Source organism: Pseudomonas laurylsulfativorans (assembly GCF_002906155.1).
Lineage (GTDB): Bacteria > Pseudomonadota > Gammaproteobacteria > Pseudomonadales > Pseudomonadaceae > Aquipseudomonas > Aquipseudomonas laurylsulfativorans.
In genome coordinates this window covers 13,658-34,289 of sequence record NZ_MUJK01000017.1, presented here as the reverse complement: position 1 = coordinate 34,289, position 20,632 = coordinate 13,658, and the positions used below count along the sequence as shown (strand labels likewise).

The following is a 20,632-nucleotide window of genomic DNA, read 5'->3' as shown; positions in this document are numbered from 1 at the left end:
GTTGGTGCGCTACAAACGTCTCGATGCTCATCGAGTTTTCTGTCCAGCCGATAGATGAAGTTCTGCTTCTCTCTCCAAATGAATTATTCCCATTTCCAATGCTTTGACTAACGCTAGCCAGCGCGAGCTGACGCCGAATTTTCGGCGAATATTACAGAAGTGATAATTCACCCCTGCTTCAGAGCAATTGAGGATCCGTCCGATTTCCCAGGATGACTTGCCTATGGCGCACCACTTGAGGATTTGCTGCTCTTTGGCGGAGAGTTTCGGGGGGATGTGGGGTGTATCCGCGTAGCCGTGTGGCTTGGCGGGTAGCGTTTTGGGTTGGAGCAGGGTTGGGCTCGCAGTGTACATGGCTGGTCTCCCGGGGTAGGGGCGCCTTGGAGGGCGGTGAGTAACTCCATGACTCTTTTATAGCGCGATTCGGGGTGATTGAAACCTGTAAGAAATAACAGGTGGGGATGGTTTTAACTGATGTGAAATGTGTAGGTGTCTAGCAGGGGTTGTAGTCGTATACGAAGTTTTATTTCTAATAGAACTGCTAGTGTTTTTAATTTCTGTTTCGTGATTAATTGTGGCTTCGCTAGTTTGGCGGTTAAAGGTGGTTTTTATTTTAATGTTTATGGAGAATGAAGATGGGAAGTATTAATTTTAATTCGGAGCCATTGAATTATGATTTGGATTTTGTTACGAGTACCTCTATAAAGGTGTCGTGGGAAACTAGGAGTGACCTCGTTGTGTATTTTCTTGACTCTGACTATTCTCCTAGTAAACAGTACTACAAGGGGCCTGGTAATACGGTTACGATTTCTGATCTTAAACCAAATACGGAATACAAATTTGTTCTCGCAGGGCAAAAGGATGTAAATAATAGAACTCGCCCTACACGTTTCACCGTCCGGACGCCAGTTAGAATGGTTTCTCCTCCGACCTTCTTCACTGCTTACAATCAGACAGACAGTGAAGTCTCTTTTTTTTGGAACCCTGGCGAGGTCGAATTTGGCGAGCCGCGTTATGAGTTACGCCGAGACGGCCACTTGCTTGAGGTCGCTTCTCAACCTCCGTTTACCGATACCAGCCCTGAGCAAGGTCGCGACCATGTTTACTGTATTCGTACCTTGGACGGAGAGTTCAATTACTCGGAGCCAGTTTGTGTTACGGTAAACTTCGAAGATTTTACCGCACCCACAGACCCTTCGAGCCTGCGCACCAGCAATCTAGGCCTGACATTGAGTTGGGATGAGTCATACGACAGTTCCGGAGATGTTACCTATATAGTCGATCAGGGGGTCGACCATCAGTTGGGGACGACAAAGGAAACAGAGTTTTCTGTTACCGGCCTGGAATTGGGGAGACGATATGAATTCGGCGTGACGGCTACCGATAAGGCTGGTCATGAATCGAATCGAATCGTAGTCCATTATCCTGCGCTCGGTATTTCTGTGAAGGGTAAACCGTAACGTTCCGATGCTGATGCTTCTATTTGGTTAACAAAGTCCCGATGCCTGTGCATCGGGATTTTTTTGTGCGCCGGTAGAGGCACATCAAACGGCTGATGATCGTCCACTTGGTTTTTCACCTAAAAGACCTCTTTCAACCCCAGTACGCCCCCGGCGTCTACCGCCCTGCCTCCTCGATGCCCCCCCCGACAACACTTGCGCAACAGGCCAGCGCCACTCGCCCCGCTTTCATCATTCGCGCGCGATAATGTTTAAGTGGCAGGGATTTATCCTACAAAATATTCGGATAGTTCTTGCATACCGGTACTACAGAAAACGAGAAGATGCGCGCCGTTGAAACGCAACGCCCTATTTACCGGTGTTGATCAATAACCCGGTGCCTGACTTTTGTCGTTTGGCTGAAGCACGCACTATTAATCCGATGTTTAAAGGTGATTTCAATGTTCAAGAAAATTGCAATTTCTGCCCCGGTGCTTGCTTTGGCTTTTGTTTCCTCGGCTGCCCTGGCTGTTCCTCAGACTCACAACATTCAAGTTTTCGCTGATATTCCGAGCGCCGACTTCTATGTGCAGCCAGTGAATCACGACACTGTAGCTATGCCTCAGCAATTGCTCTGGAATAATACAACTTCCAAGTTGGAAGGCATCAGCCGTGACTTTAAGGTGAAAAGCAGCGTTAGCGCTAGCGTAGGCCCGGCCATCAAGGCAACTCTGCTGGACCCGGCGGTCATGAGCTCTGGCACAGAAGATATTCAATTGGCAGTCAGGTTCAATAACATTGCGTTGACCCTGGGCAACGAAACAGAAGTTGTCGCTGCTGATGCTGCGATTGCTGAAGCCATCGCACCCCTGAGCATTATGCCAATCGAGCCGAGCGGCGGTTACAAGGAAGGTAACTACACCGGGAACGTTCGTGTGATGTTCGACGCGCCGTGATGGTTGCTGGATAATTTCCAACTACCTGTATGTCCTTTATGTGGCCGGCACACCAGGTCGGTCGCATTCTTCCTTGCACATGCAAGCGCTAACTTGAGATGTTGATCAATGTTTTCGATGACTCCTATCGCAGGAGCGCTTGCGCTTTTTATTTGCGCAGGTGCGCTTGCCGGTGAAAGCAAGCCTGCGAACAAGTCCGTCAGTTTGCTCCAGCAGGCTGAAGGTTTGCCTGCAGAGTTTCATGAATTTTTCTTTGATGTTCCGTTGGCTGTTCGCGTCGAAGTCGATCGACAGTTTCTGGGTGAAGCCATGATCCTGTTGACCCGCGATGAGCGAGTGACGCTGATCAACTTTACGGACACACGCAACAGTGACCTTTCGTCGAGCGAGCGAGATGAGTGGGCCGCTTTCATGACGCAGGGCGCGGCGTTGGGTGCCTGTAACAGTGGCTGCCCTCGGCAACTGCAGTCGGTTCACTACAGCCTGGAAGACTCCATGGTGTCGTTGGTGACGGCGAACGCCGAGCGCGATCCGCAAGCCCGACTGTTTCATGATCAGCCTGAGGGCGGCAGCCACGGCATGATTGTGCGCAATCAACTGAATGTCAGCGGTGGTCAGCAGCAGAACATTGCCGGCCGTTATGGCGTGGAGGCTGCCGCGAGCCTGGGCAACTGGACGAACACGTTCAATGCTCAATTGTCGCGCATGTCAGGGATGGACACGGGCATCAAGCATGCTGTCCATGAATTGCATACCCAACGGGAACTGGAGGGCCGCTTCATCCGTGCCGGCTATTTCACGCCCAGTGCCCAGGGTCTGACTCGGTCTGTGCGCACCATCGGGCGAGGTCCCGACACGGTCATGGGACTGATGTACGGCAGTTCCGATAGCCTGGCGATCGACAACGCCAACCCTAGTCTTTATCCCATTACGGTGACCGCTAACCGACAAGCGATGGTGGAAATCTATCGCAACGGTGTGCTGATCAATAGTCAGCAGGTGGCGAGCGGTCTGCAGACGCTAGATACGCGTCCGCTGCCCGGCGGAATCTACGAAGTGGAAGTACGCTTGGTCGAAGATGGTCAAGTGATTACCACCACTTCAGAGCTAATTTACAAGCCCAACAACTGGCGCAACCCGGAAAATCGCTGGCGCTACAACCTGTTCGCCGGTCGCGAGAGCAAACTGCTCAGCAATTGGCAGGAGCGCGATGACGGTGATCTGACGGCAGGTGCAGCCTTTAACTTCTTGCTGCATCCGCGAGTTGTCCTGGGGCTTTCCGCCCGTCAGGTCAAGGAGCAGATGCAGTTGGGCACCTCCGCCGACTGGACGGTGGGCGAGAAAACCTCCCTTTACACCAGCCTTTCCCAGACCAAGGGTGAAGGCACTGGGATGGAGGTGCAAGGTGTGCATCGCTACAACGGCGGCAGTGTGGTGTTGCGCCATCAGCGCAGCTGGCTGGACACCCGTAATACTTACGAAGTGCTGCCGGACGGGACGCACATCCGTCAACGCAACACCTACAACGGACAGACCAGCAACACCTCGCTGTCGGTGAATCAGCGCTTGAACAGCAAGAGTTCGCTTAGCGCGCAAGTGTCCCAGAGCCAGGGTTATAACGAAGGATTGGGCATCGACCTGAGCTGGACCCGCAACGCACAGTTGTTCGGCAACAGCGCGGACTGGCGCGTGGCGGTGTTCGATCGACCGGGTACGGTGGGTACTGCCGACCAGCGAAACCGCGGGATCGATATCAGCCTGCGCATGGCTCTGGGTTCCGACGGTCACCAGGTGACCGGCAGCGTCGGTCAACGTACATCACGTGACGGTGGACGGGACCCCAACGCGTCCGTTACCTATCGTCGCGACCTCAAGGATCACGTCCTGCAAAGCGTTTCTGCAACCGTCAGTAGAGACGTGTACGGGACAGGTCAGGCGGGCACGGCTGATTTCAAGACCGACCAGGTCAGCGGCTCGATGCATGCACAACGTTCCTCCTACAACGGTCAGATCAGCGGCGGTTTGAATCTGGACAGTACCTTGGCGGTCAGTGGCAAAAAACTTGTATTGAGTAGCCAGGTCTCGACCGGAGAGGCGGGAATGATCGTCGATGTCGAAAGCGATCTCGATGATATCGAGTTGCGGGCCGACGACTTTGCCGGTACCCACGCCACGTTGCGGCCAGGGCGTAATTTCATTCCCGTTTCGGCGTACAAGAACGGCACGGTGAATTTTGATTTCAAGGGCACTGATGTTCCCGCGGCGGCAATCCAGCCTGCGCGCACCACCTATCACTTGAATAAGGGAGGGGTGGATTATCGCCAGGTGCGCATTCTGAAGACCGTGACTGTGATGGGACGCCTGTTGGATGCCAGTGGAAAACCTTTGAAAGGACATCACGTCATCAACCATGCCAGTCGTGGCGTCAGCGAAGTCGATGGATTCTTTTCAATGGAACTTAGTGAGAACTCTCCTACACTTGAAGTGCGGCACGACAGTCAGTTGTTATGCCAGTTCAGGCTCGATCCAGCCTCCCAGCGTCGAGAGAATGATGTGCTGATGGTAGGGGATCTGCGGTGTCATCCGGACACCTTGGCCGAAGCTGCTTATAAGTCTGAGAAAGCCAGTTGATGGGCACTTATACAACAGCAGTGAGAACATGGCGTACACAGGACAGTCAAATGAACAAGTTAATCAACCGTCTGGTGCTTGGATCAGCACTTTGCGGGTTTGCAAGTTTAGCCAATGCCGCTGTATTGGACGTACAAGCCGAGATCAGGCCGGATCCGATTAATCCGGGAATCGCGCAGATTATCAATAACACACCCGTCACGGGGTACTGCGCGGAATATCCGGGTATTTGCAACAATAAGGGATTTCGAAGTAACAGCTTTCCTATTGTTTTTACGTCATCAGGGATGATTCCCATAGATCATGTGATCCCCTTTGGTTTTCCGGCGACATGGCGCCGATTTACTGTGGCACATGCGGTGATTCCTGGCGCAACGGCTGAGGTCGAAATTCGCATTGCCGGAGTGGGGACCCGTTATCGCTTGAATAATACAGCGCAATCGATAATCGGACATCCGGGAGGAGTGCCTGTGTTTGATTATCACGCCTATCTCTGGAGCCCTTCGTGGGCTCAGGCAGTTGCTCAATGCCAGCAAGTGAATAATACCACCCAGGGTGCAGATGATAATGGAACAGACTTTACGGCATTCTGGTTGACACCGCAGAACGTCACCACTTGCTCAAGGCGTCCGAAATTCAACATTCCCGGCATGTCCTTGCAAAGGCTCGATGTGCATTATGAGCTGCGAGCCGTTCGACCGGAACAATTGATCAGTGGCGACTATCAAGGGTCGTACACTTACTCCACCAGCGGTGATTTCGATATGGGGGTCTTGAACCCCAATGATGCTGTCATGACCTTCAATTTAAACCTGGCGGTAAAGCAGGACGTCAACGTCAGAATGTCCGCCGACAGTGTTGCCCTGGCACCCAAGGGCGGCTGGATGGAGTGGATCACTCATGGAAGACGACCCGAGAAAATATTGGGTGACTTGCAGTTTTTCATCTTGACTTCTTCGCCGTTTAAAATGGATCTCAGCTGCAGTCAGGCGGGAGCTGGAACCTGTCTGATCAGCAACGGTTCCCACGAAGTACCTGTCGATATCAGTGTCAGCCTGCCAAGTCCTTGGGTGGACGGTACAGGCCAGTCGGTAGTACGGCGTCCGCTGACGATAGGTGGTGCTGGCCTGGAGCGTTTAATGCCTACAGGTTTGCCCACTCGACAGCCTAGCCAGCTGCATTTTGAAGTGCCGCAAGACTCAGTTGCAACGATGCATGACGATAGCAGTTATCGAGGAACCGTTAACATAACTTTTGATTCCGATATCTAATCGCAGTAGCAAAGCCTGAGGCTGACTCAGGCTGTTGTCCCAGTACGAGGCTTTATCTCATGAAATCCATTTATATGTTGTTGTGCACGTTTTTTTTCAGTCTGTGCGCGCAAGCCGGCCCCAGCCTGCAAATTGGTACCTTCTATGATTTTATGAAGGGCAATCAAAGTAATTATCTGAAACGAATCCATAACGGTGGTACTTCGACTGCATTCGTCAAGATCGAGATCAAGGAGATCTTTTATCAGCAGAATGGAAACTCTCGCGAAGAGCCCTTGAAGAGTGTCGATGGCAGTACCCGTGACGGTCTGGTCGCCAGCCCGGCCAGGCTGATCGTACCGGCCAAAGGAACCCAGGGTACTCGCCTGCTGTATACCGGCGATCGTAGTAAGGAACGCTATTTTCGGGTTCGCTTTTTACCCGTCGTTCCCGAAAAAGAAGACAAGTTCGCCGTCTCGGACACCGAGCGTGAAACTTATGAAAAGGAAATGTCTGCCGGTTTCAACGTAATGGCCGGTTATGGCATGGTGTTTTTTGTTCGCCCGGCCACTACCCGTTTTGATACCAAAATAGACAGCACTGCTGGTCGCTACCAGTTGAAAAACAATGGCAATAGCGTAGTTGTCATCGACGCGTTCAAGGACTGCTCGGCCAAGAACGAAGACGATTGCAAACCGACCAAAAAAGTACACGTGATTCCAGGTCATGATTTTGCGTTCGACAAACAAGCGGGTCGAGTCTATCGCTATAACCTGATCGAGGACGAAAAGAAAACACCTGTGGTAGTGAAGGGGTAATTAGGGTTCAAGAGTCAAGTTCCCCAAACCAACATGCAGGCAAGTGGGGCATGGAGCGGCGGTGGGATAGTTATGTTTGTGTGGCCACTGTCTTGGGTATGGCAGCAAGGTTGCGCAACTGGCCGGCATCGAGGGGCTGGCGGTTGTACAAACGCATACATTCTGGCGATTGACCGCGATCGGTCAGCCGCTCAGTCTTCCGGCTCCTTTTTTGGCTCGCGGAGACAATCGATGCCCTTCGTAACGATAGACGGACAAGCCCTTCACTACATCGATCAAGGCACTGGCCCGGCTGTGCTGCTGGCCGGTAGCTACCTGTGGGACCAGACCATGTGGGCGCCGCAGATTGCCGCGCTGTCGCAACAGTATCGGGTGATCGCTATGGAGCTCTGGGGACACGGCCAATCCGGGCCATTGCCTGTCTGTACGACGTCGCTGGATGACATTGCGCGTCAGGCTCTGGTCTTGCTAGATCATCTGGACATCGAGCGGGTCACCCTGGTTGGCCTGTCGGTGGGCGGTATGTGGGGCGCGCGCCTGGCGCTGTCGGCAGCGCACCGGCTCAATGGCCTGGTATTGATGGACACCTACGTCGGCGCCGAACCGGAGCCGACACGCCAGTATTACTTTTCACTGTTGAAGCAGATTGAAGAGGCGGGTGTCATCACTCCAGCGCTGCTGGATATCGTAGTGCCGATCTTCTTTCGCCCCGGCATCGACCCGCAGTCGCCTCTGTACCAGAACTTCCGTACGACGCTGGCGGCTTTGCCTACCGATCGCCTGCGTCAAAGCATCGTGCCGATGGGGCGCATTACCTTTGGCCGCGAGGATTTCATGGCGCGGCTGTGTGAGCTCGACGGTGCCAGCACGCTGGTAATGTGCGGCGACCAGGATACCCCGCGTCCGCCGGCGGAAGCCCGTGAAATGGCTGAGTTGATTGGCTGTCCATGGCTGCTGGTGCCGGAGGCGGGGCATATTTCCAATCTGGAAAACCCCGGGTTCGTCACCGCCGAACTGCTGAAGTTTTTAGCTTCAAGAAATTAGTCATTTGTACTGACGCCATCGCGAGCCTGCTCGCGATGGGGGACTGTGAAGTCACATAGGCCCGAGAATCTTCGCCAGTTTGTCCGGTGACGGTGCGCCTTGCTGCTGTTGCAAATCCCCTTTGTCATCCATGTAGAAAATCGCCGGCGTCGCCTGCAACTCCAGCTCTTCCATCAATTGCATGTTGGCCGCGAGTTTCGCCTGAACGGCTGGTGGCACTTCCTTCAAGGCCTTGAGCGAACTGCCCTTGCCAGCGGCTTCGTGGTCCTGCAGGGCTTTTTCCGGGTCTTTGGCGGCGAGCAGGGCCGCGGATTTCCCCGGACTGTCTTCGCGGATGATACCGACCATGATGTGGCGCAACTGCACCTTGCCCGCCTTGACCCACGGCCGGGCCTGTTCCCAGAACACGTTGCAGTACGGACAGTTCGGATCACTGAACAGGTACACCACGCGCGGCGCATCCTTTTTGCCGTCGCCGATCCAGTTGCTGGTTTCGAACTTGGCCCAGACTTCCTTGGCCATCGGCGCATACACCAGCTTCTGCAACGGTGCGCTGCTCAGGTCATTGCCCTGGGCGTCATACAAGTTGCCCAGCAATACGTGTTTACCATCTGGTGTCAGGTACAGAGCCATGCCGCGGCCCTGGTATTGCGCGGCATAACCGCGCAAACCGTCGGGGGCGTCGAACTGGCCGACGATTTTCGCGCCCTTGGCCTCGATTTTCTTGATCGCATCGGGCAACTCTTCGGCCTGCACCGACGGCAGGTGCAGCAGGACGGCACCGAGGCTCAGGGTCAGCAGGTGGCGGAGGCGGGGCATGGCAGTTTCCTTGAAGAAGTGGCGGGTACGGTGTCGAAGTTTTCCAGTGCGCGCGCCAGGCTGGCGTCCGACAATTCGCCCAGATGGCTGCCCAGCAGGCGACCTTCGGGGCTATAGAACAGCGTAGTCGGCAATGCCATGGAACCGACGGCCTGGCTCAGACGCCCACCGCCGTCGAACAGTACGTTGGATAGGCTCAGGCCCTGGGTTTCCAGAAAGGTCGCGACGCTTTGCATGCTTTCCGCCTGATTGACGAACAGGAACGTCAGGTCCGGCCTTTGTTGCTGGGCGTTTTCCAGCACCGGCATCTCCCGGCGGCACGGCGGGCACCAGGTGGCCCAGAGATTGATCACCAACGGGCCGCCCTTGTAGTCGGCCAATTGCACGGTTTCGCCAGCGGCGTTGCGCAGGGCGATTTCAGGCAGGCGTGTGCCTTGTTCATAAATCGACAGGGAGAACGTTGCCAATAGCCAGAACGCCAGGCCGCTGGCCACGCCAAAGCCCAATGGACGGCGCAAACCCGGGCGACGCCAGGCGCGATACAGTGTGGCAAGTAAAACGACGATCACCCCCGGCCAGGCGAGGAAACCTCCATCGCGCAGGTCGATGACCTGCCACGGATCGTTGCGATAATACGCCCAATAGACGGCCACGAAACTGATACGGGCCGCCAGCATGCCCAGTAGAAACAGGCTGAACAGCACCGATTCAGGATTGTCACCCCCTCGCCTGGCCACCCGCCAGCCGACAAAAGTGGCCAGCGCCAGCGCACTGATCAGCAGCAGGTGATTAAGCGCGATGGCAAAGGTGCCGAGGGTAAAGGTCAGCATTAACGGGCGTCTCGGGTAGCGGTCCAGCGTTGCAGGAAAGTATCGGCATCGACCTCGCCAGTTATGCGCTGGCTGCGACGTTCCTCGCCATCAGCGCCAATCCACAGCAGACTCGGTGGCCCCGGCACTTTGTAACGAGCGAGCAGCTCGCGGCTGGCGGCATTGTCAGCGGTCACGTCCAGCCGGAGCAAGCGCACGTCACTCAGGGCTTGCATGACATTGGCTTTGCCGAACACCTGTTTTTCCATGACCTTGCACGACACGCACCAGTCGGCGTAGTAGTCCAACAGTACCCACTGGCCCTGAGCCTGCGCGGTGTCGAGTTCCCGTTGCAGTGCCTGCGGATCCTTGATGGTGGTGAAGGCATCGTGGCCAACCGGCACAGCGGCCACAGCCTGGTTCGCGGCACGAAAAACCTGCAACGGCTTGAACGGATCGTCACTGCCACCGGCCGCACCGATCACCAACAGGCCGCCCCATAAACCGAGCAGCAACGAACTGGCGCCAAACAGATGTGCGATACGGTCGAACCCTTCCGACTGTTTCCATGCACTGTAGGCCGAGATCAGCAGCAGCGCACCACACAAACCGACCCAAAGGGATTCGTCCAGCACCGGGCGCAGCATCAGCAACGCGGTGGCGAGGAACAGGAAGCCGAAAATACCTTTGACCAGGTTCATCCAGGCCCCAGGCTTGGGCATGAAGCGATTGCCGACGGTCACCAGCAACAGTAGCGGCACGCCGATACCGATGCCCATGGCGAACAGAATCAATCCGCCATGCAACGCATTACCGCTTTGCGCGATGTAGAGCAGGGCGCCGGCCAGCGGTGCGGTCATGCAGGGGCCGACCAGCAGGCCGGACAGGGCACCCAGCACACCCGCGCCGATCAGGCTGCCGCCGCGCTGATTGCGCGAGACGTTCTCCAGGCGATCACGCACGGCCACCGGTAGTTGCAGTTCGAAGTAGCCGAACATCGGCAGTGCCAGCAGCACGAAAATCGCCGCGAAACTGCCCAGCAGCCAGGGGTTCTGCAACCAGGCTTGCAGGTTCGCCCCGAGGGAGGCGGCCACTACTCCCATAGCCGCATACACCAGCGCCATGCTGACCACATAACTGCTGGCTAAAGCGAATCCACGTTTGGGCGTGGCGCCACTACCAACGATCAACCCGGCCAGAATCGGCAGCATCGGCAATGAACACGGCGTGAAGGCGAGCAACAGGCCCAGGCCGAAGAACAGCAAAAGGCTCCAGCCCAGCGCACGTTGTTGCAGGCTGCTGGCCAGTGCCTGGTCTGGTGCTTCATTGGCCGCGCTCTGCGCATTGACGTTGCCCAGGTTCACAACTTTGGTTTGCGGGGGATAACACAAACCGGCATCGGCACAACCCTGGTAACTGACCTTGATCTGGCCACTGGCACCCGCTGGTATCTTCAGTTCCAGACCCTGGCGGTAGACTTGTTGCTCACCGAAAAACTCGTCGCTGTGGGCTTCGCCTTCGGGCAACGCAGGATGCTGCGCGACAGGCAAACCGTCGAACTTCAAGCGTTTCTGGTACAGGTAGTACCCGTCGGTAATCTGCCAATAAAGCTGGATTTCTCCGGATTCCAGGCGTTCAGAGGTAAAGGTGAATGCCTTATCGACCGGGAGAAACTCTGGTTTGGTGTCGAACGGATTGCTAGCCGCCTGGGCCAGGCCCGCGATCAAAAGGGTAAAAAGTAAAAACAGACGACGCATGGATAAGCCTTTGCCCTGTGCTGGTGAGGTGCACAGTGGCGGGTGGCGATTAACCGATGATTAACCGCCCCGGCCTTGTGGCGCTAGCGCGTGCAGCATAATGTCGGCTTAATCGGTCAACGGCTTAATCAGCTTTATTTCTACGAGGCTCCCCATGCACGTACTGGTTTGCGAAGACGATGAGCTGATCGCCAGCGGTATCGTCGCCGGCCTGACCGCCCAAGGCCTGACCGTGGAGCACGTCGCCACGGCGTCCGCCGCCCGGGCGATGCTCAAGGTGGCGGAGTTCGACGTGATGGTGCTCGACCTTGGCCTGCCGGACGAGGATGGCCTCAAGCTGCTGCAGCAGTTGCGCCATCAAGGCCTGGAGTTGCCGGTCTTGATCCTCACCGCCCGGGACTCGGTCACCGACCGCGTAGATGGCCTGCAAGCCGGCGCCGATGATTACCTGCTCAAACCGTTCGACTTGCGCGAACTCGCTGCACGCCTGCATACGCTGTTGCGACGGGTGGCGGGGCGCAGCGTCAACCTGATCGAACATGGCGCCCTGACTTACGACCCGAGCAGCCGCGAAACCACGCTTGCGGGGCAGCCGGTGGATCTGTCGCGCCGCGAGCAGTCACTGCTGCAAGCGTTGTTGCACAACCGTGGCCGGGTGCTGTCCACCGAGCAACTGAAGGACAGCGTCTACGGTTTCAACGACGAACTGGAGAGCAACGCCCTCAACGTCCATATCCATCACCTGCGGCGCAAGCTTGGCAATGGCATTGTCGAGACTGTGCGCGGCCTGGGCTATCGCCTGGGGCCGGCTGATGGCGGAGAAGAATCGAAGTGATGAGTCTGCGTTTGCGCCTGAGCCTGACGCTCGGCGCCGCGTTTGCGCTGATCTGGGCCCTGGCCGCGGCCTGGATGCTCAGCGATTTGCGCAATCAAATGATGTTTTCCCTCGACCAGCGCCTGGTGGCGTCGGCACGCATGGTCGCCGGCCTGATGGAGCAACTGCCGCCCGTGCCGAGCAAGGGCGAGGGCACCCATTTCAGTGCCGAACAATTGAACATTCCCGGTGGCATGGCGTGCCAGGTCAGCTCGTTGCGCGGTGAAATCCTTGCCCGCAGCCACTCCGATCCACAACAAGCCCTGGAGGCCGAGAAACTGGGGTTTCACGATCAGATGATCGACGGCGCGCCGTGGCGCAGTTTCACATTGGCCCGGGGCGATCTGCGCATCACCACCGCCGACCGGCAGATCGAACGTGAGGCGTTGAACATGTCGATTCTGCTGGCCGCTTCGGTACCGGTGGGCGTGGCCTTGCTCGGATGCCTGTGCCTGCTTTGGCTGGGCATCGGCCAGGGGCTGGCGCCGCTCAACCGCATGCGCGATGCCTTGATGCGCCGCAGCGCCGACTCCCTCGAGCCCTTGCAGATCCAGCCGCTGCCCAGCGAGCTGCAACCCTTGCTGGAAACCCAGAACCAGTTGCTCCAGCGCATCGGCAAGACCATCGAGCGCGAACGGCGCCTGACTGGTGATGCAGCCCATGAGCTGCGCAGCCCGCTGACCGCGATCAAGACCCACCTGCAAGTGGCGCGCATGACCGAAGGAAACGCCCGGGATCAGTCCCTGGCCCGGGCCGAAGAGGGAGCGGATCGTATGCACCGCACCCTTGAGCAATTGCTATTGCTGGCGCGAGTCGAGGGCAGTCTGTCGTTTGACGACGGTGTGCAGTGCAACGCCGAGCAAGTGGCGAAACTGGCGATCCAGGACGCGGCGAGCGGCGATCGCCAACGCATCAAATTCCAGGCGCCGGGCAAGGTCTCCACTGCGCCGGTACAAATGCCTGCCGTGCTGTCGATTGCCGCGCTGCGCAACTTGCTCGACAACGCACTGCGGCATACCCCTGCCGACAAAGCCGTGGAGTTGAGCCTGGAAACCACCGGCAATCGAGTGCAGTTCGTGGTGCGCGACCATGGCCCGGGGATTGCCGAAGAGGATCTGCAACACCTGACCCAGCGTTTCTGGCGCAACGGCCAGAGCACCGGTTGTGGTCTGGGGCTGGCGATTGTCCAGGCCATCGTCCAGCGTTGCGGCTGCACGTTGCATTTCGATAGCCGTCCGGACGGCTTGCGGGTCGAGCTGACGATGCCGCTGCAATCTATCTGAAACAAACACAAACCCCTGTAGGAGCGAGCTTGAACTGGTCAAGTAATCCCGGACACCGATTACGGTGTTTATGCCGCTTTTTGCTCCATAGCTATTGGCGACAGGTAGTTGTTATAGCTGTGGAGCCTGGTGCGGTTGTAGTACATGAAGAAGCGCACCATGTCGGTTTTTGCTTCCTCGACCATGCTGTAGCCGCTGCGGGGAACCCATTCTGATTTCAGTGTGCCGAAAAAACGCTCTGTTGGAGCGTTGTCCCAGCACTGTCCGCGATGACTCATGCTTTGCAAAATGCCGTGGCGGGCCAGTTCTTCTTGAAACTTGCGGCTGGTGTACTGACAGCCCTGATCCGAGTGGAACATCAGCCCCGGCGGGCAGGTTCGTACCTCTGTCGCCATGCGTAGCGCCTTGCTGACCAAGTTGGCGTCATTGACTAGAGAGAATGCCCAGCCAATGACTCGACGAGCAAACAGGTCAATTACGATGGCCAGGTGAACCCAGCGCTTGCCCACCATCAAACTGGTAACGTCGCCACACCAGACCTGATCAACAGCAGTCGGTTTGAAGTTGCGTTTGAGTCGATTAGGCGCAACAAATGCTTCAACCCCCTTGGACCTGAATGGATGCGGCTGGCGTTGTTTACTGACAATGTTTGCCTCCCTCATCAGCGCTCTGACAAGACTCCTTCCGACCGCTATGTTTTGCGAATTCAGGCCCTTGCTGATCATCCTGGAGCCCATGGCTTCACGGCTTTCGCTGTGAAGCTCAACCACTTTCAGCTTGAGCTCCTCGCGTCTGACCTGCGGCTTGGCGAGCCGCTGAAGCCACTCATAAAAGCTGCTGCGCTTCACATCGAAAACACGACACAGCAAGGCGGTCGGGAATGACTCTCTAAGCTCCGCAATCATCGAAAACGATCGGGATCCGACATCAAGAGAGCGGTAGCCTTTTTTAAGATCTCGGCTTCCATCTCCATGCGCTTGATCTTGGCTTTTAACTCCTGGATCTGGCGCTGATCCTCGGTAATCGCCTTGGTGCCTTTGACTGGCTGTCCCTCGCGTTCCTTGCGAACCTGATCGACCCAGCGCCGTAAAGCGGTGGGCCCAATATCCAGCGATGCACAAACATCTGGAACCGGACAGTTATCATCAAGCACCATGCTGGCAGCCTGAAGCTTGAACTCGCGGGTGTAGACCTTTCTTTCGTTCATGGAACCTCCAAGTTGGCGAAATCATATCGCCCTTAAGAGGTGTCCGGAATAATTAGGCCAGTTCAGCTCTGCTCGCGATGGTCGATATCGATAACGCGTGCTTTCTGAATGCACGCAGTGTTCTTGAGTCCATCGCGAGCAGAGCTCGCTCCTACAAAGGTTTCCGTGTGACTGCCTAAATCCCTCAAGCGCTGATGCGTTTCCAGAATAGGAAAACCTTATTGAGGGGTCGAGAGATGTCAGTCGCTACCAGCCTTAACGAAGAGCAGCCGGCGACGTCCGCCGAGACGCTTTATCAGTTCAACGAATCGCCATTGCTCGCCCGTCAGAGCCAGCAGGAATCCAACGCCCGTAGCTATCCGCGACGCATTCCCCTGGCGCTCAAGCGCGCCAAGGGCATTCACGTCGAAGACGTCGAAGGCCGTACGTTCATCGACTGCCTGGCCGGTGCCGGGACCCTGGCCCTGGGGCACAACCACCCGGTGGTAATCCAGGCCATCCAGCAGGTGCTGACCGATGAACTGCCGCTGCATACCCTGGACCTGACCACGCCGGTCAAGGACCAGTTCGTCCAGGATCTGTTCAGCCTGCTGCCGCCTGCCCTGGCCGCTGAAGCGAAGATCCAGTTCTGCGGCCCGACCGGCACCGATGCCGTGGAAGCGGCGTTGAAACTGGTGCGTACCGCCACGGGTCGTAGCACTGTGATCTCGTTCCAGGGCGGTTATCACGGCATGAGCCAGGGCGCGTTGAGCCTGATGGGCAGCCTCGGGCCGAAAAAGCCTCTGGGCGCCTTGCTCGGCAGCGGCGTGCAGTTCATGCCGTACCCTTACGATTACCGCTGCCCGTTCGGGCTCGGCGGTGCGCAAGGGGTCAATGCCAACCTGAGTTACCTGGAAAACCTGCTCAACGATCCCGAGGCCGGCGTGCAATTGCCGGCGGCGGTGATCGTGGAAGTGGTGCAGGGCGAGGGCGGGGTGATCCCGGCGGATCTGGACTGGTTGCGCGGTTTACGCCGGATCACCGAAAAGGCGGGAGTCGCGCTGATCGTCGATGAAATCCAGAGCGGTTTCGCCCGCACCGGCAAGATGTTCGCCTTCGAGCACGCCGGGATCATTCCCGATGTCGTGGTGATGTCCAAGGCCATCGGCGGCAGCCTGCCGTTGGCGGTGGTGGTCTACCGCGACTGGCTCGACACCTGGCTGCCGGGCGCCCATGCGGGGACGTTCCGTGGCAACCAGATGGCCATGGCCGCCGGTTCCGCAGTGATGCGTTATTTGCTCGAATACAAGGTCTGCGAGCATGCCGCCGCGATGGGCGAGCGTCTGGCCGAGCACTTGCGCATCCTGCAGCGGGACTTCCCGCAACTGGGTGACATTCGAGGGCGTGGCTTGATGCTCGGTGTCGAACTGGTCGATCCGACGGGGGCGCTGGATGCCCAGGGTCACCCGCCGGCCTTCGCCCGCCTGGCACCGCTGGTGCAGCGCGAATGCCTCAAGCGTGGCTTGATCCTGGAGCTCGGTGGCCGCCATGGCGCGGTGGTGCGCTTCCTGCCGCCCCTGGTGATTACCGCTGCGCAAATCGATCGCGTGGCCGAGATTTTTGGTCGGGCCCTGGCCGCTGCCACCGCCAATCCTTAAATTTTCCACCCCGGGGAACGTTCCTTCTACATAACGGCTGCGCACACAGCGCGGCCCGCCCTACAACGATGGAGAGACACCATGACGTCAGTATTCGACCGCGAGGACATCCTCTTTCAGGTCGTGGTCAACCACGAAGAGCAATACTCGATCTGGCCCGATTACAAAGCCGTGCCACAAGGCTGGCGCACCGTGGGCAAAAGCGGGCTGAAAAAGGAGTGCCTGGCTTACATCGAGGAAACCTGGACCGATATGCGTCCGTTGAGCTTGCGGCAGAAGATGGATGAGCAGGCGGCTGTGGCGCACTGATTCGTCATGCAAAAAGAAGCCCGCTGGACTGGTGACAGTCAGCGGGCTTTTTCAGGTCTGGAGTTTGTGCACAGGAAGCGCGTGTGTGACGCAAAACCTGTAGGAGCTGGCTTGCCAGCGATGGACTCATAGGCACCGCGTTCAACCACTAAGTACTCGTCATCGTTAACGTCCTTCGCTGGCAAGCCAGCTCCTACAGAATTACGCGCCGCTCAACCCCTTGATCAGTAAATCCACATTCCCCTCCAGTTCAGCCACCGGGTCCTCGGCATCGGTGCTCAACACCACCAACCGGCTACCCGAACCGGCAATCACTGCTTTGAGTGCGTCCGACGGTTGCCGGTGATGCAGTACTACCGCCACATCATTGTCCTTGAGCGTTGTGCCCAATTGCTTGAGCGCTTCGGCTGTCCACTCGGCATCGGGGCGCGGGTCCTGGGCGATCAGCTCGAGATTGAGGCCGCCAATCAGGTAGCCGAAATGATCGCTCAGGCTCATCACACTGAGGTTGTCCGCATTGGCGAGGCGCGCTTCGCTGGTGGCGCTGAGCTTGAGCAAGCGTTGCTTGAGCGCTGCCAGGTTGGCGTCGATTTTCGGCTTCGCCTCGGGGGCCAGGCGCACGAGGTCCGCCGCCATTACATCGGCCATGCGCCCCATGTTGTTGCTGGAGAACCATGGCTGACTGTTGAGCCCGTCGACCTTGTTGCCAGGTTGCACGGCAATACCGGGCAGGGCGCCGTCCACCGGTCGGGCGGCGTCGACTTCGACGATGCGTATATTGCTGCGCCGGGAGATCGGGTAAAGCGGGTCGTCCGGCCACAGTGAGCGCAGGCCGATCACCGCATCGGCATCATTTGCCAGTTTGGCCAGCGCCGGGGCACCACGCCCGGTGAAGTAGGCAGTCTGACGGCTGCCGGGCAGGTTGGCCGGCGCGGCACGTTCGAGGCTGACATCGGTGCCTTTGAGCAGCACTTCACCGAGACCATAAGTAATCGGCAAAGACGCCAGTACGCGCAGCGGTTTGCCGCTGTCAGCGGCGAAGGTCGCGGTAGTCAGCCCGCACAGGGCAACGGCGAGGGTCAGTTGGCGCAGTGAAAAAATCATTTATCCAAGGTTCCCTTTCAGGCTGGGGACAACGCCGCGCGCGAGGGCGGCCAGAGCAAAGGCGACACCGGCCACGAGGATGATCGCGGCGCCGGACGGGATCGGCAGGTCGAAGACGATCGGCGCAAGAATCCCGCACAGCGTGCTGATGGTGGCGATCAGCACCGAACACCAGAAAAAGCCCTTCAGCGATTGGCTGAGCAAACGCGCCGCCGCTGCCGGAATTACCAGCAGGGCACCGACCAGAATCGCGCCGATGACCTTCACGGCGGCGACGGTGATCAGCGTCACCAGAATCACGAACAGATAGTCGAGGGTCTTCACCGCCACCCCGCGCACCGCCGCCAGTTGCGGATTGAAACTGGCGAGCATGATGCGGTTGTACAAAGGCAAAGCCAGGGCCATCACCAGCGAACCGACGATGGCCAATACCAGCAGGTCATTGCCGTTGACCGTCAGCACCGAACCGAACAGCACGTTTTCCAGGATGTGCACGTTGATCTTGCCCGCCAGAATCAACAGCAGGCTGGCGCCCAGGGCGAGCGACACCGAGAGGAACACGCCGATCAAGGTGTCCGGCGCCAGGCCGGTGCGGTTGCGCAGGTAGTTGAGCAAAATGCCGAACAGCAGGCAGTAACCGAACAGGCTGCCGTAGGGGCCGGTGTAGGGTTCGCCGAGCAAAATGCCGATGGCCACGCCGGTCAGCGCTGCGTGACCGACCGCCTCGGAGAAAAACGCGAAGCGCTTGACCACCACCAGCGTACCCAGGCCGCCCAGCACCGGGCCGATCAGCAGACCGGCGAGCAGCGCATTGACCACGAATCCATACGCCAGCGCCTCGGGTAGATAACCCGACGATGCCCAGCCCTGGACCATCAGGCGAAAAGCTTCGTAACTCATCAGGCAAGGCTCCGTGGGTGGGTCGAGAACAGCGTCAACAGGCGCTCCGGTGTCAGCGCCTGTTGCGGCGTGGCGTCGAACAGCACCCGGCGATTGAGCCCGGTGACGTGATCGGCCAGGCGCCCGACCGCTTCCAGGTCGTGCTCAATCCACAGTACGGTGATGCCCGCCGCTCGCCAGTCGCCGAGCAAGCGCTCGAACACCTGAATGCCGGCCTCATCTAGGGCCGACATCGGCTCGTCGAGCACCAGCAATTGAGGAGGCGGAATCAGCCCCTGGGCCAGCAACACCCGTTGGCGCTCACCGCCGGACAGCGCGCCCATGCGGCGCTTGCGTTTGTCCTGCATACCGACCCGTTCAAGGGCCTCGCCAATCGCCGCCGCGTAGTGTTTGCTCAAACCGAGAAAAGCCGGGCGACGCTGGCACATGGCGGCCATGAAATCGTCGACGGTCATTGGCAAACCCCGGTCGAACTCCAGTGCCTGTGGCACATAGCCGATGATTCCAGGCTCGCCCAGCCATTGCAGGCTCAAGCGGCCCTGATGGGGCATTTGCCCGAGCAGGGTCTTGATCAGCGAACTCTTGCCGCCGCCATTGGGGCCAACCAGCGCGTGCACGCTGCGGGGACGGACCTGGAAGGTCACCTTGTCCAGGATCGTTGTGCGCCCGAGGGTCAGGCTGACATCGGCAAACTCCAGCGTCGGCCCCGAACCCTGTAGGAGCGAGCTTGCTCGCGATTGCGGTGTGTCTTTCAACGATGATGTTGACTGACCGGACGCCTTCGCGAGCAAGCCCGCTCCCACAGGGGATTCTGCATCGGCCAGGATGGTTTCTTTCGATGTCATGCGCCGGACTCCTGAATCGCCCGTACCACGGTGTTGAGGTTGCCGGTCATTTCCTTTTCGTACTTGTCGGCGGTGTATTCGCCGTAGGAAATATGCGACAGCGGATACAGCTTCACGCCTGATTCACGCTGGATGGTCTCGACGTAAGTGGAGGGGAAATCCATCTCCGAGAAGATCACCTTCACGTCCAGTTCACGCAGTTGGTCGATGGTCTTTTTCAGCTGGCTCGGGCTCGGCTCGATACCGTGGGCCGGTTCAACCACGGCCGTGACTTCCAGGCCGAACTCACGCAGCAGGTAGTCGTAGGCCGCGTGCACCGTGGCCACCCGCAACTCGGCGTTCGGCGCCTGGGTCAGTTTGGCCAGGGCATCGACGCGCATCTTGCGCAGACGCTTGCCGTAGGCGCGGGCGTTGTCGGTGTAGGTCTTGGCATTGGCCGGATCAAGCTTGCCCAGCTCCCGGGCGATGTTGTTGACCTGGGCGATCGAGGCGCTGATCGACAGGAAGGTGTGCGGGTTTACCACTTTGCCGGCACCCCGGGCGGCAACGCCGGTGGCCGCCAACAGCGGCACGTTTTCATTGGCTTCGATCACTGGCACGTTCGGCGTTTCGCTGGCCGCGATCATGCGGTCGGCGAAATCATCATGGCCTACGCCGTTGAGCACGATCACGTCCAGCCCGCTGATGCGCTTGATGTCTTCGGCGCGGGGTTCGTAGGCATGCGGGTTGAAACCGGCCGGAATCAGCGGCACCACTTCGGCCTTGTCGCCGACGATGTTCGCCACGTAGCTGTAATAAGGATGCAGGGTGATGCCGATGCGCAGGCGCTTGGCTTCGTCGGCACTGGCCAGGGATGGCAGCAGGCAGGCGAGCAGGCCGACCAGTAGCAAGCGCAAGATAGAACGTTGAGATGAAATGGGCATGGGAAAGCGGTCTTCTCTCGAGTGGGG

Annotated in this window: 20 protein-coding genes; 10 read left to right on the top strand and 10 right to left on the bottom strand. The window is 58.1% G+C overall.

From position 1 onward, the window contains the following. Positions 1 to 27 precede the first annotated feature (27 nt). The gene (locus tag B0D71_RS29250; protein WP_103397799.1) at positions 28 to 354 is read right to left on the bottom strand and encodes a LuxR family transcriptional regulator; all 327 of its coding nucleotides are present in this window, start codon (positions 352 to 354) and stop codon (positions 28 to 30) included. A 281-nt stretch (positions 355 to 635) separates the two neighbouring features. Here B0D71_RS29250 and B0D71_RS29245 point away from each other — a divergent pair, with 281 nt between their 5' ends. The 6 genes from B0D71_RS29245 to B0D71_RS29220 all read left to right on the top strand — a co-directional run bounded on the left by B0D71_RS29245 (position 636) and on the right by B0D71_RS29220 (position 8,138). After that, entirely contained in the window at positions 636 to 1,460 is an 825-nt protein-coding gene (locus tag B0D71_RS29245; protein ID WP_103397798.1) for a fibronectin type III domain-containing protein, read from the top strand. Between the two features lie 440 nt (positions 1,461 to 1,900). Continuing rightward, complete coding sequence (locus B0D71_RS29240) at positions 1,901 to 2,395, top strand: CS1 type fimbrial major subunit (RefSeq protein WP_103397797.1); 495 nt, start codon at positions 1,901 to 1,903, stop codon at positions 2,393 to 2,395. Between the two features lie 108 nt (positions 2,396 to 2,503). Further along, positions 2,504 to 5,026, top strand: a complete 2,523-nt coding sequence (locus B0D71_RS29235; RefSeq protein WP_103397796.1) for a TcfC E-set like domain-containing protein — start codon at positions 2,504 to 2,506, stop codon at positions 5,024 to 5,026. 50 nt (positions 5,027 to 5,076) lie between these two features. Further along, complete coding sequence (locus B0D71_RS29230) at positions 5,077 to 6,297, top strand: hypothetical protein (protein WP_165798766.1); 1,221 nt, start codon at positions 5,077 to 5,079, stop codon at positions 6,295 to 6,297. A gap of 59 nt (positions 6,298 to 6,356) precedes the next feature. After that, positions 6,357 to 7,094, top strand: a complete 738-nt coding sequence (locus B0D71_RS29225) for a pilus assembly protein (RefSeq protein WP_103397794.1) — start codon at positions 6,357 to 6,359, stop codon at positions 7,092 to 7,094. Between the two features lie 231 nt (positions 7,095 to 7,325). After that, the gene (locus B0D71_RS29220; protein ID WP_103397793.1) at positions 7,326 to 8,138 is read left to right on the top strand and encodes an alpha/beta fold hydrolase; all 813 of its coding nucleotides are present in this window, start codon (positions 7,326 to 7,328) and stop codon (positions 8,136 to 8,138) included. Positions 8,139 to 8,189: 51 nt separating this feature from the next. Here the strand turns inward: B0D71_RS29220 and dsbG are convergent, their stop codons facing one another. Genes dsbG through dsbD form a run of 3 tightly spaced genes read right to left on the bottom strand, consistent with a single transcriptional unit; the run spans position 8,190 to position 11,523 of the window. Further along, entirely contained in the window at positions 8,190 to 8,957 is a 768-nt protein-coding gene (dsbG, locus tag B0D71_RS29215) for a thiol:disulfide interchange protein DsbG (RefSeq protein ID WP_103397792.1), read from the bottom strand. Then, positions 8,933 to 9,787, bottom strand: coding sequence for a TlpA disulfide reductase family protein (locus tag B0D71_RS29210; protein WP_103397791.1), 855 nt, complete (start codon positions 9,785 to 9,787; stop codon positions 8,933 to 8,935). The genes dsbG and B0D71_RS29210 overlap by 25 nt, the downstream gene beginning before the upstream one ends. Continuing rightward, positions 9,787 to 11,523: a protein-disulfide reductase DsbD gene (gene dsbD, locus B0D71_RS29205; protein WP_103397790.1), complete on the bottom strand. Its 1,737-nt coding sequence runs from the start codon at positions 11,521 to 11,523 to the stop codon at positions 9,787 to 9,789. The genes B0D71_RS29210 and dsbD overlap by 1 nt, the downstream gene beginning before the upstream one ends. Positions 11,524 to 11,677: 154 nt before the next feature. Between dsbD and B0D71_RS29200 the strand changes: the two genes are divergently transcribed. Together B0D71_RS29200 and B0D71_RS29195 are read left to right on the top strand one after the other, a co-directional pair. Next, positions 11,678 to 12,358 (top strand): response regulator, encoded by a 681-nt coding sequence (locus B0D71_RS29200; protein ID WP_008020398.1) that lies wholly within the window; start codon positions 11,678 to 11,680, stop codon positions 12,356 to 12,358. Beyond that, positions 12,355 to 13,680: an ATP-binding protein gene (locus B0D71_RS29195; RefSeq protein WP_103397789.1), complete on the top strand. Its 1,326-nt coding sequence runs from the start codon at positions 12,355 to 12,357 to the stop codon at positions 13,678 to 13,680. The genes B0D71_RS29200 and B0D71_RS29195 overlap by 4 nt, the downstream gene beginning before the upstream one ends. Before the next feature lie 68 nt (positions 13,681 to 13,748). On the opposite strand, the gene B0D71_RS29190 is transcribed toward B0D71_RS29195, so the two are convergent. Beyond that, on the bottom strand, positions 13,749 to 14,585 hold the full coding sequence (locus B0D71_RS29190) for an IS3 family transposase (RefSeq protein WP_240635652.1): 837 nt from the start codon (positions 14,583 to 14,585) through the stop codon (positions 13,749 to 13,751). Further along, on the bottom strand, positions 14,582 to 14,887 hold the full coding sequence (locus B0D71_RS32015; RefSeq protein ID WP_240635653.1) for a transposase: 306 nt from the start codon (positions 14,885 to 14,887) through the stop codon (positions 14,582 to 14,584). Before B0D71_RS32015 ends, B0D71_RS29190 begins: the two co-directional genes overlap by 4 nt. A gap of 236 nt (positions 14,888 to 15,123) precedes the next feature. Here B0D71_RS32015 and B0D71_RS29185 point away from each other — a divergent pair, with 236 nt between their 5' ends. Both B0D71_RS29185 and B0D71_RS29180 read left to right on the top strand, forming a co-directional pair. Continuing rightward, positions 15,124 to 16,524 carry an aspartate aminotransferase family protein gene (locus tag B0D71_RS29185; protein WP_103397788.1) on the top strand — a complete coding sequence of 467 codons (1,401 nt, stop codon included), beginning with the start codon at positions 15,124 to 15,126 and terminating at the stop codon, positions 16,522 to 16,524. Positions 16,525 to 16,605: 81 nt separating this feature from the next. Further along, a complete protein-coding gene (locus B0D71_RS29180; RefSeq protein WP_057713869.1) occupies positions 16,606 to 16,833 on the top strand; it encodes an MbtH family protein in 228 nt (75 codons plus the stop codon). Between the two features lie 201 nt (positions 16,834 to 17,034). Here the strand turns inward: B0D71_RS29180 and B0D71_RS29175 are convergent, their stop codons facing one another. Genes B0D71_RS29175 through B0D71_RS29160 form a run of 4 tightly spaced genes read right to left on the bottom strand, consistent with a single transcriptional unit; the run spans position 17,035 to position 20,605 of the window. Beyond that, on the bottom strand, positions 17,035 to 17,937 hold the full coding sequence (locus B0D71_RS29175; protein ID WP_103397787.1) for a metal ABC transporter substrate-binding protein: 903 nt from the start codon (positions 17,935 to 17,937) through the stop codon (positions 17,035 to 17,037). Next, positions 17,938 to 18,837, bottom strand: coding sequence for a metal ABC transporter permease (locus B0D71_RS29170; protein ID WP_103397786.1), 900 nt, complete (start codon positions 18,835 to 18,837; stop codon positions 17,938 to 17,940). It lies immediately after the preceding gene. Further along, a complete protein-coding gene (locus B0D71_RS29165) occupies positions 18,837 to 19,682 on the bottom strand; it encodes a metal ABC transporter ATP-binding protein (protein WP_103397785.1) in 846 nt (281 codons plus the stop codon). The genes B0D71_RS29170 and B0D71_RS29165 overlap by 1 nt, the downstream gene beginning before the upstream one ends. Further along, on the bottom strand, positions 19,679 to 20,605 hold the full coding sequence (locus tag B0D71_RS29160; RefSeq protein WP_103397784.1) for a metal ABC transporter substrate-binding protein: 927 nt from the start codon (positions 20,603 to 20,605) through the stop codon (positions 19,679 to 19,681). Before B0D71_RS29160 ends, B0D71_RS29165 begins: the two co-directional genes overlap by 4 nt. Positions 20,606 to 20,632 lie beyond the last annotated feature (27 nt).

Coding starts and splice junctions, on each gene's coding strand:
- B0D71_RS29250 (WP_103397799.1), bottom strand. CDS start 354: ATGTACACTGCGAGCCCAACCCTGCTCCAACCCAAAACGCTACCCGCC.
- B0D71_RS29245 (WP_103397798.1), top strand. CDS start 636: ATGGGAAGTATTAATTTTAATTCGGAGCCATTGAATTATGATTTGGAT.
- B0D71_RS29240 (WP_103397797.1), top strand. CDS start 1,901: ATGTTCAAGAAAATTGCAATTTCTGCCCCGGTGCTTGCTTTGGCTTTT.
- B0D71_RS29235 (WP_103397796.1), top strand. CDS start 2,504: ATGTTTTCGATGACTCCTATCGCAGGAGCGCTTGCGCTTTTTATTTGC.
- B0D71_RS29230 (WP_165798766.1), top strand. CDS start 5,077: ATGAACAAGTTAATCAACCGTCTGGTGCTTGGATCAGCACTTTGCGGG.
- B0D71_RS29225 (WP_103397794.1), top strand. CDS start 6,357: ATGAAATCCATTTATATGTTGTTGTGCACGTTTTTTTTCAGTCTGTGC.
- B0D71_RS29220 (WP_103397793.1), top strand. CDS start 7,326: ATGCCCTTCGTAACGATAGACGGACAAGCCCTTCACTACATCGATCAA.
- dsbG (WP_103397792.1), bottom strand. CDS start 8,957: ATGCCCCGCCTCCGCCACCTGCTGACCCTGAGCCTCGGTGCCGTCCTG.
- B0D71_RS29210 (WP_103397791.1), bottom strand. CDS start 9,787: ATGCTGACCTTTACCCTCGGCACCTTTGCCATCGCGCTTAATCACCTG.
- dsbD (WP_103397790.1), bottom strand. CDS start 11,523: ATGCGTCGTCTGTTTTTACTTTTTACCCTTTTGATCGCGGGCCTGGCC.
- B0D71_RS29200 (WP_008020398.1), top strand. CDS start 11,678: ATGCACGTACTGGTTTGCGAAGACGATGAGCTGATCGCCAGCGGTATC.
- B0D71_RS29190 (WP_240635652.1), bottom strand. CDS start 14,585: ATGATTGCGGAGCTTAGAGAGTCATTCCCGACCGCCTTGCTGTGTCGT.
- B0D71_RS32015 (WP_240635653.1), bottom strand. CDS start 14,887: ATGAACGAAAGAAAGGTCTACACCCGCGAGTTCAAGCTTCAGGCTGCC.
- B0D71_RS29185 (WP_103397788.1), top strand. CDS start 15,124: ATGTCAGTCGCTACCAGCCTTAACGAAGAGCAGCCGGCGACGTCCGCC.
- B0D71_RS29180 (WP_057713869.1), top strand. CDS start 16,606: ATGACGTCAGTATTCGACCGCGAGGACATCCTCTTTCAGGTCGTGGTC.
- B0D71_RS29175 (WP_103397787.1), bottom strand. CDS start 17,937: ATGATTTTTTCACTGCGCCAACTGACCCTCGCCGTTGCCCTGTGCGGG.
- B0D71_RS29170 (WP_103397786.1), bottom strand. CDS start 18,837: ATGAGTTACGAAGCTTTTCGCCTGATGGTCCAGGGCTGGGCATCGTCG.
- B0D71_RS29165 (WP_103397785.1), bottom strand. CDS start 19,682: ATGACATCGAAAGAAACCATCCTGGCCGATGCAGAATCCCCTGTGGGA.
- B0D71_RS29160 (WP_103397784.1), bottom strand. CDS start 20,605: ATGCCCATTTCATCTCAACGTTCTATCTTGCGCTTGCTACTGGTCGGC.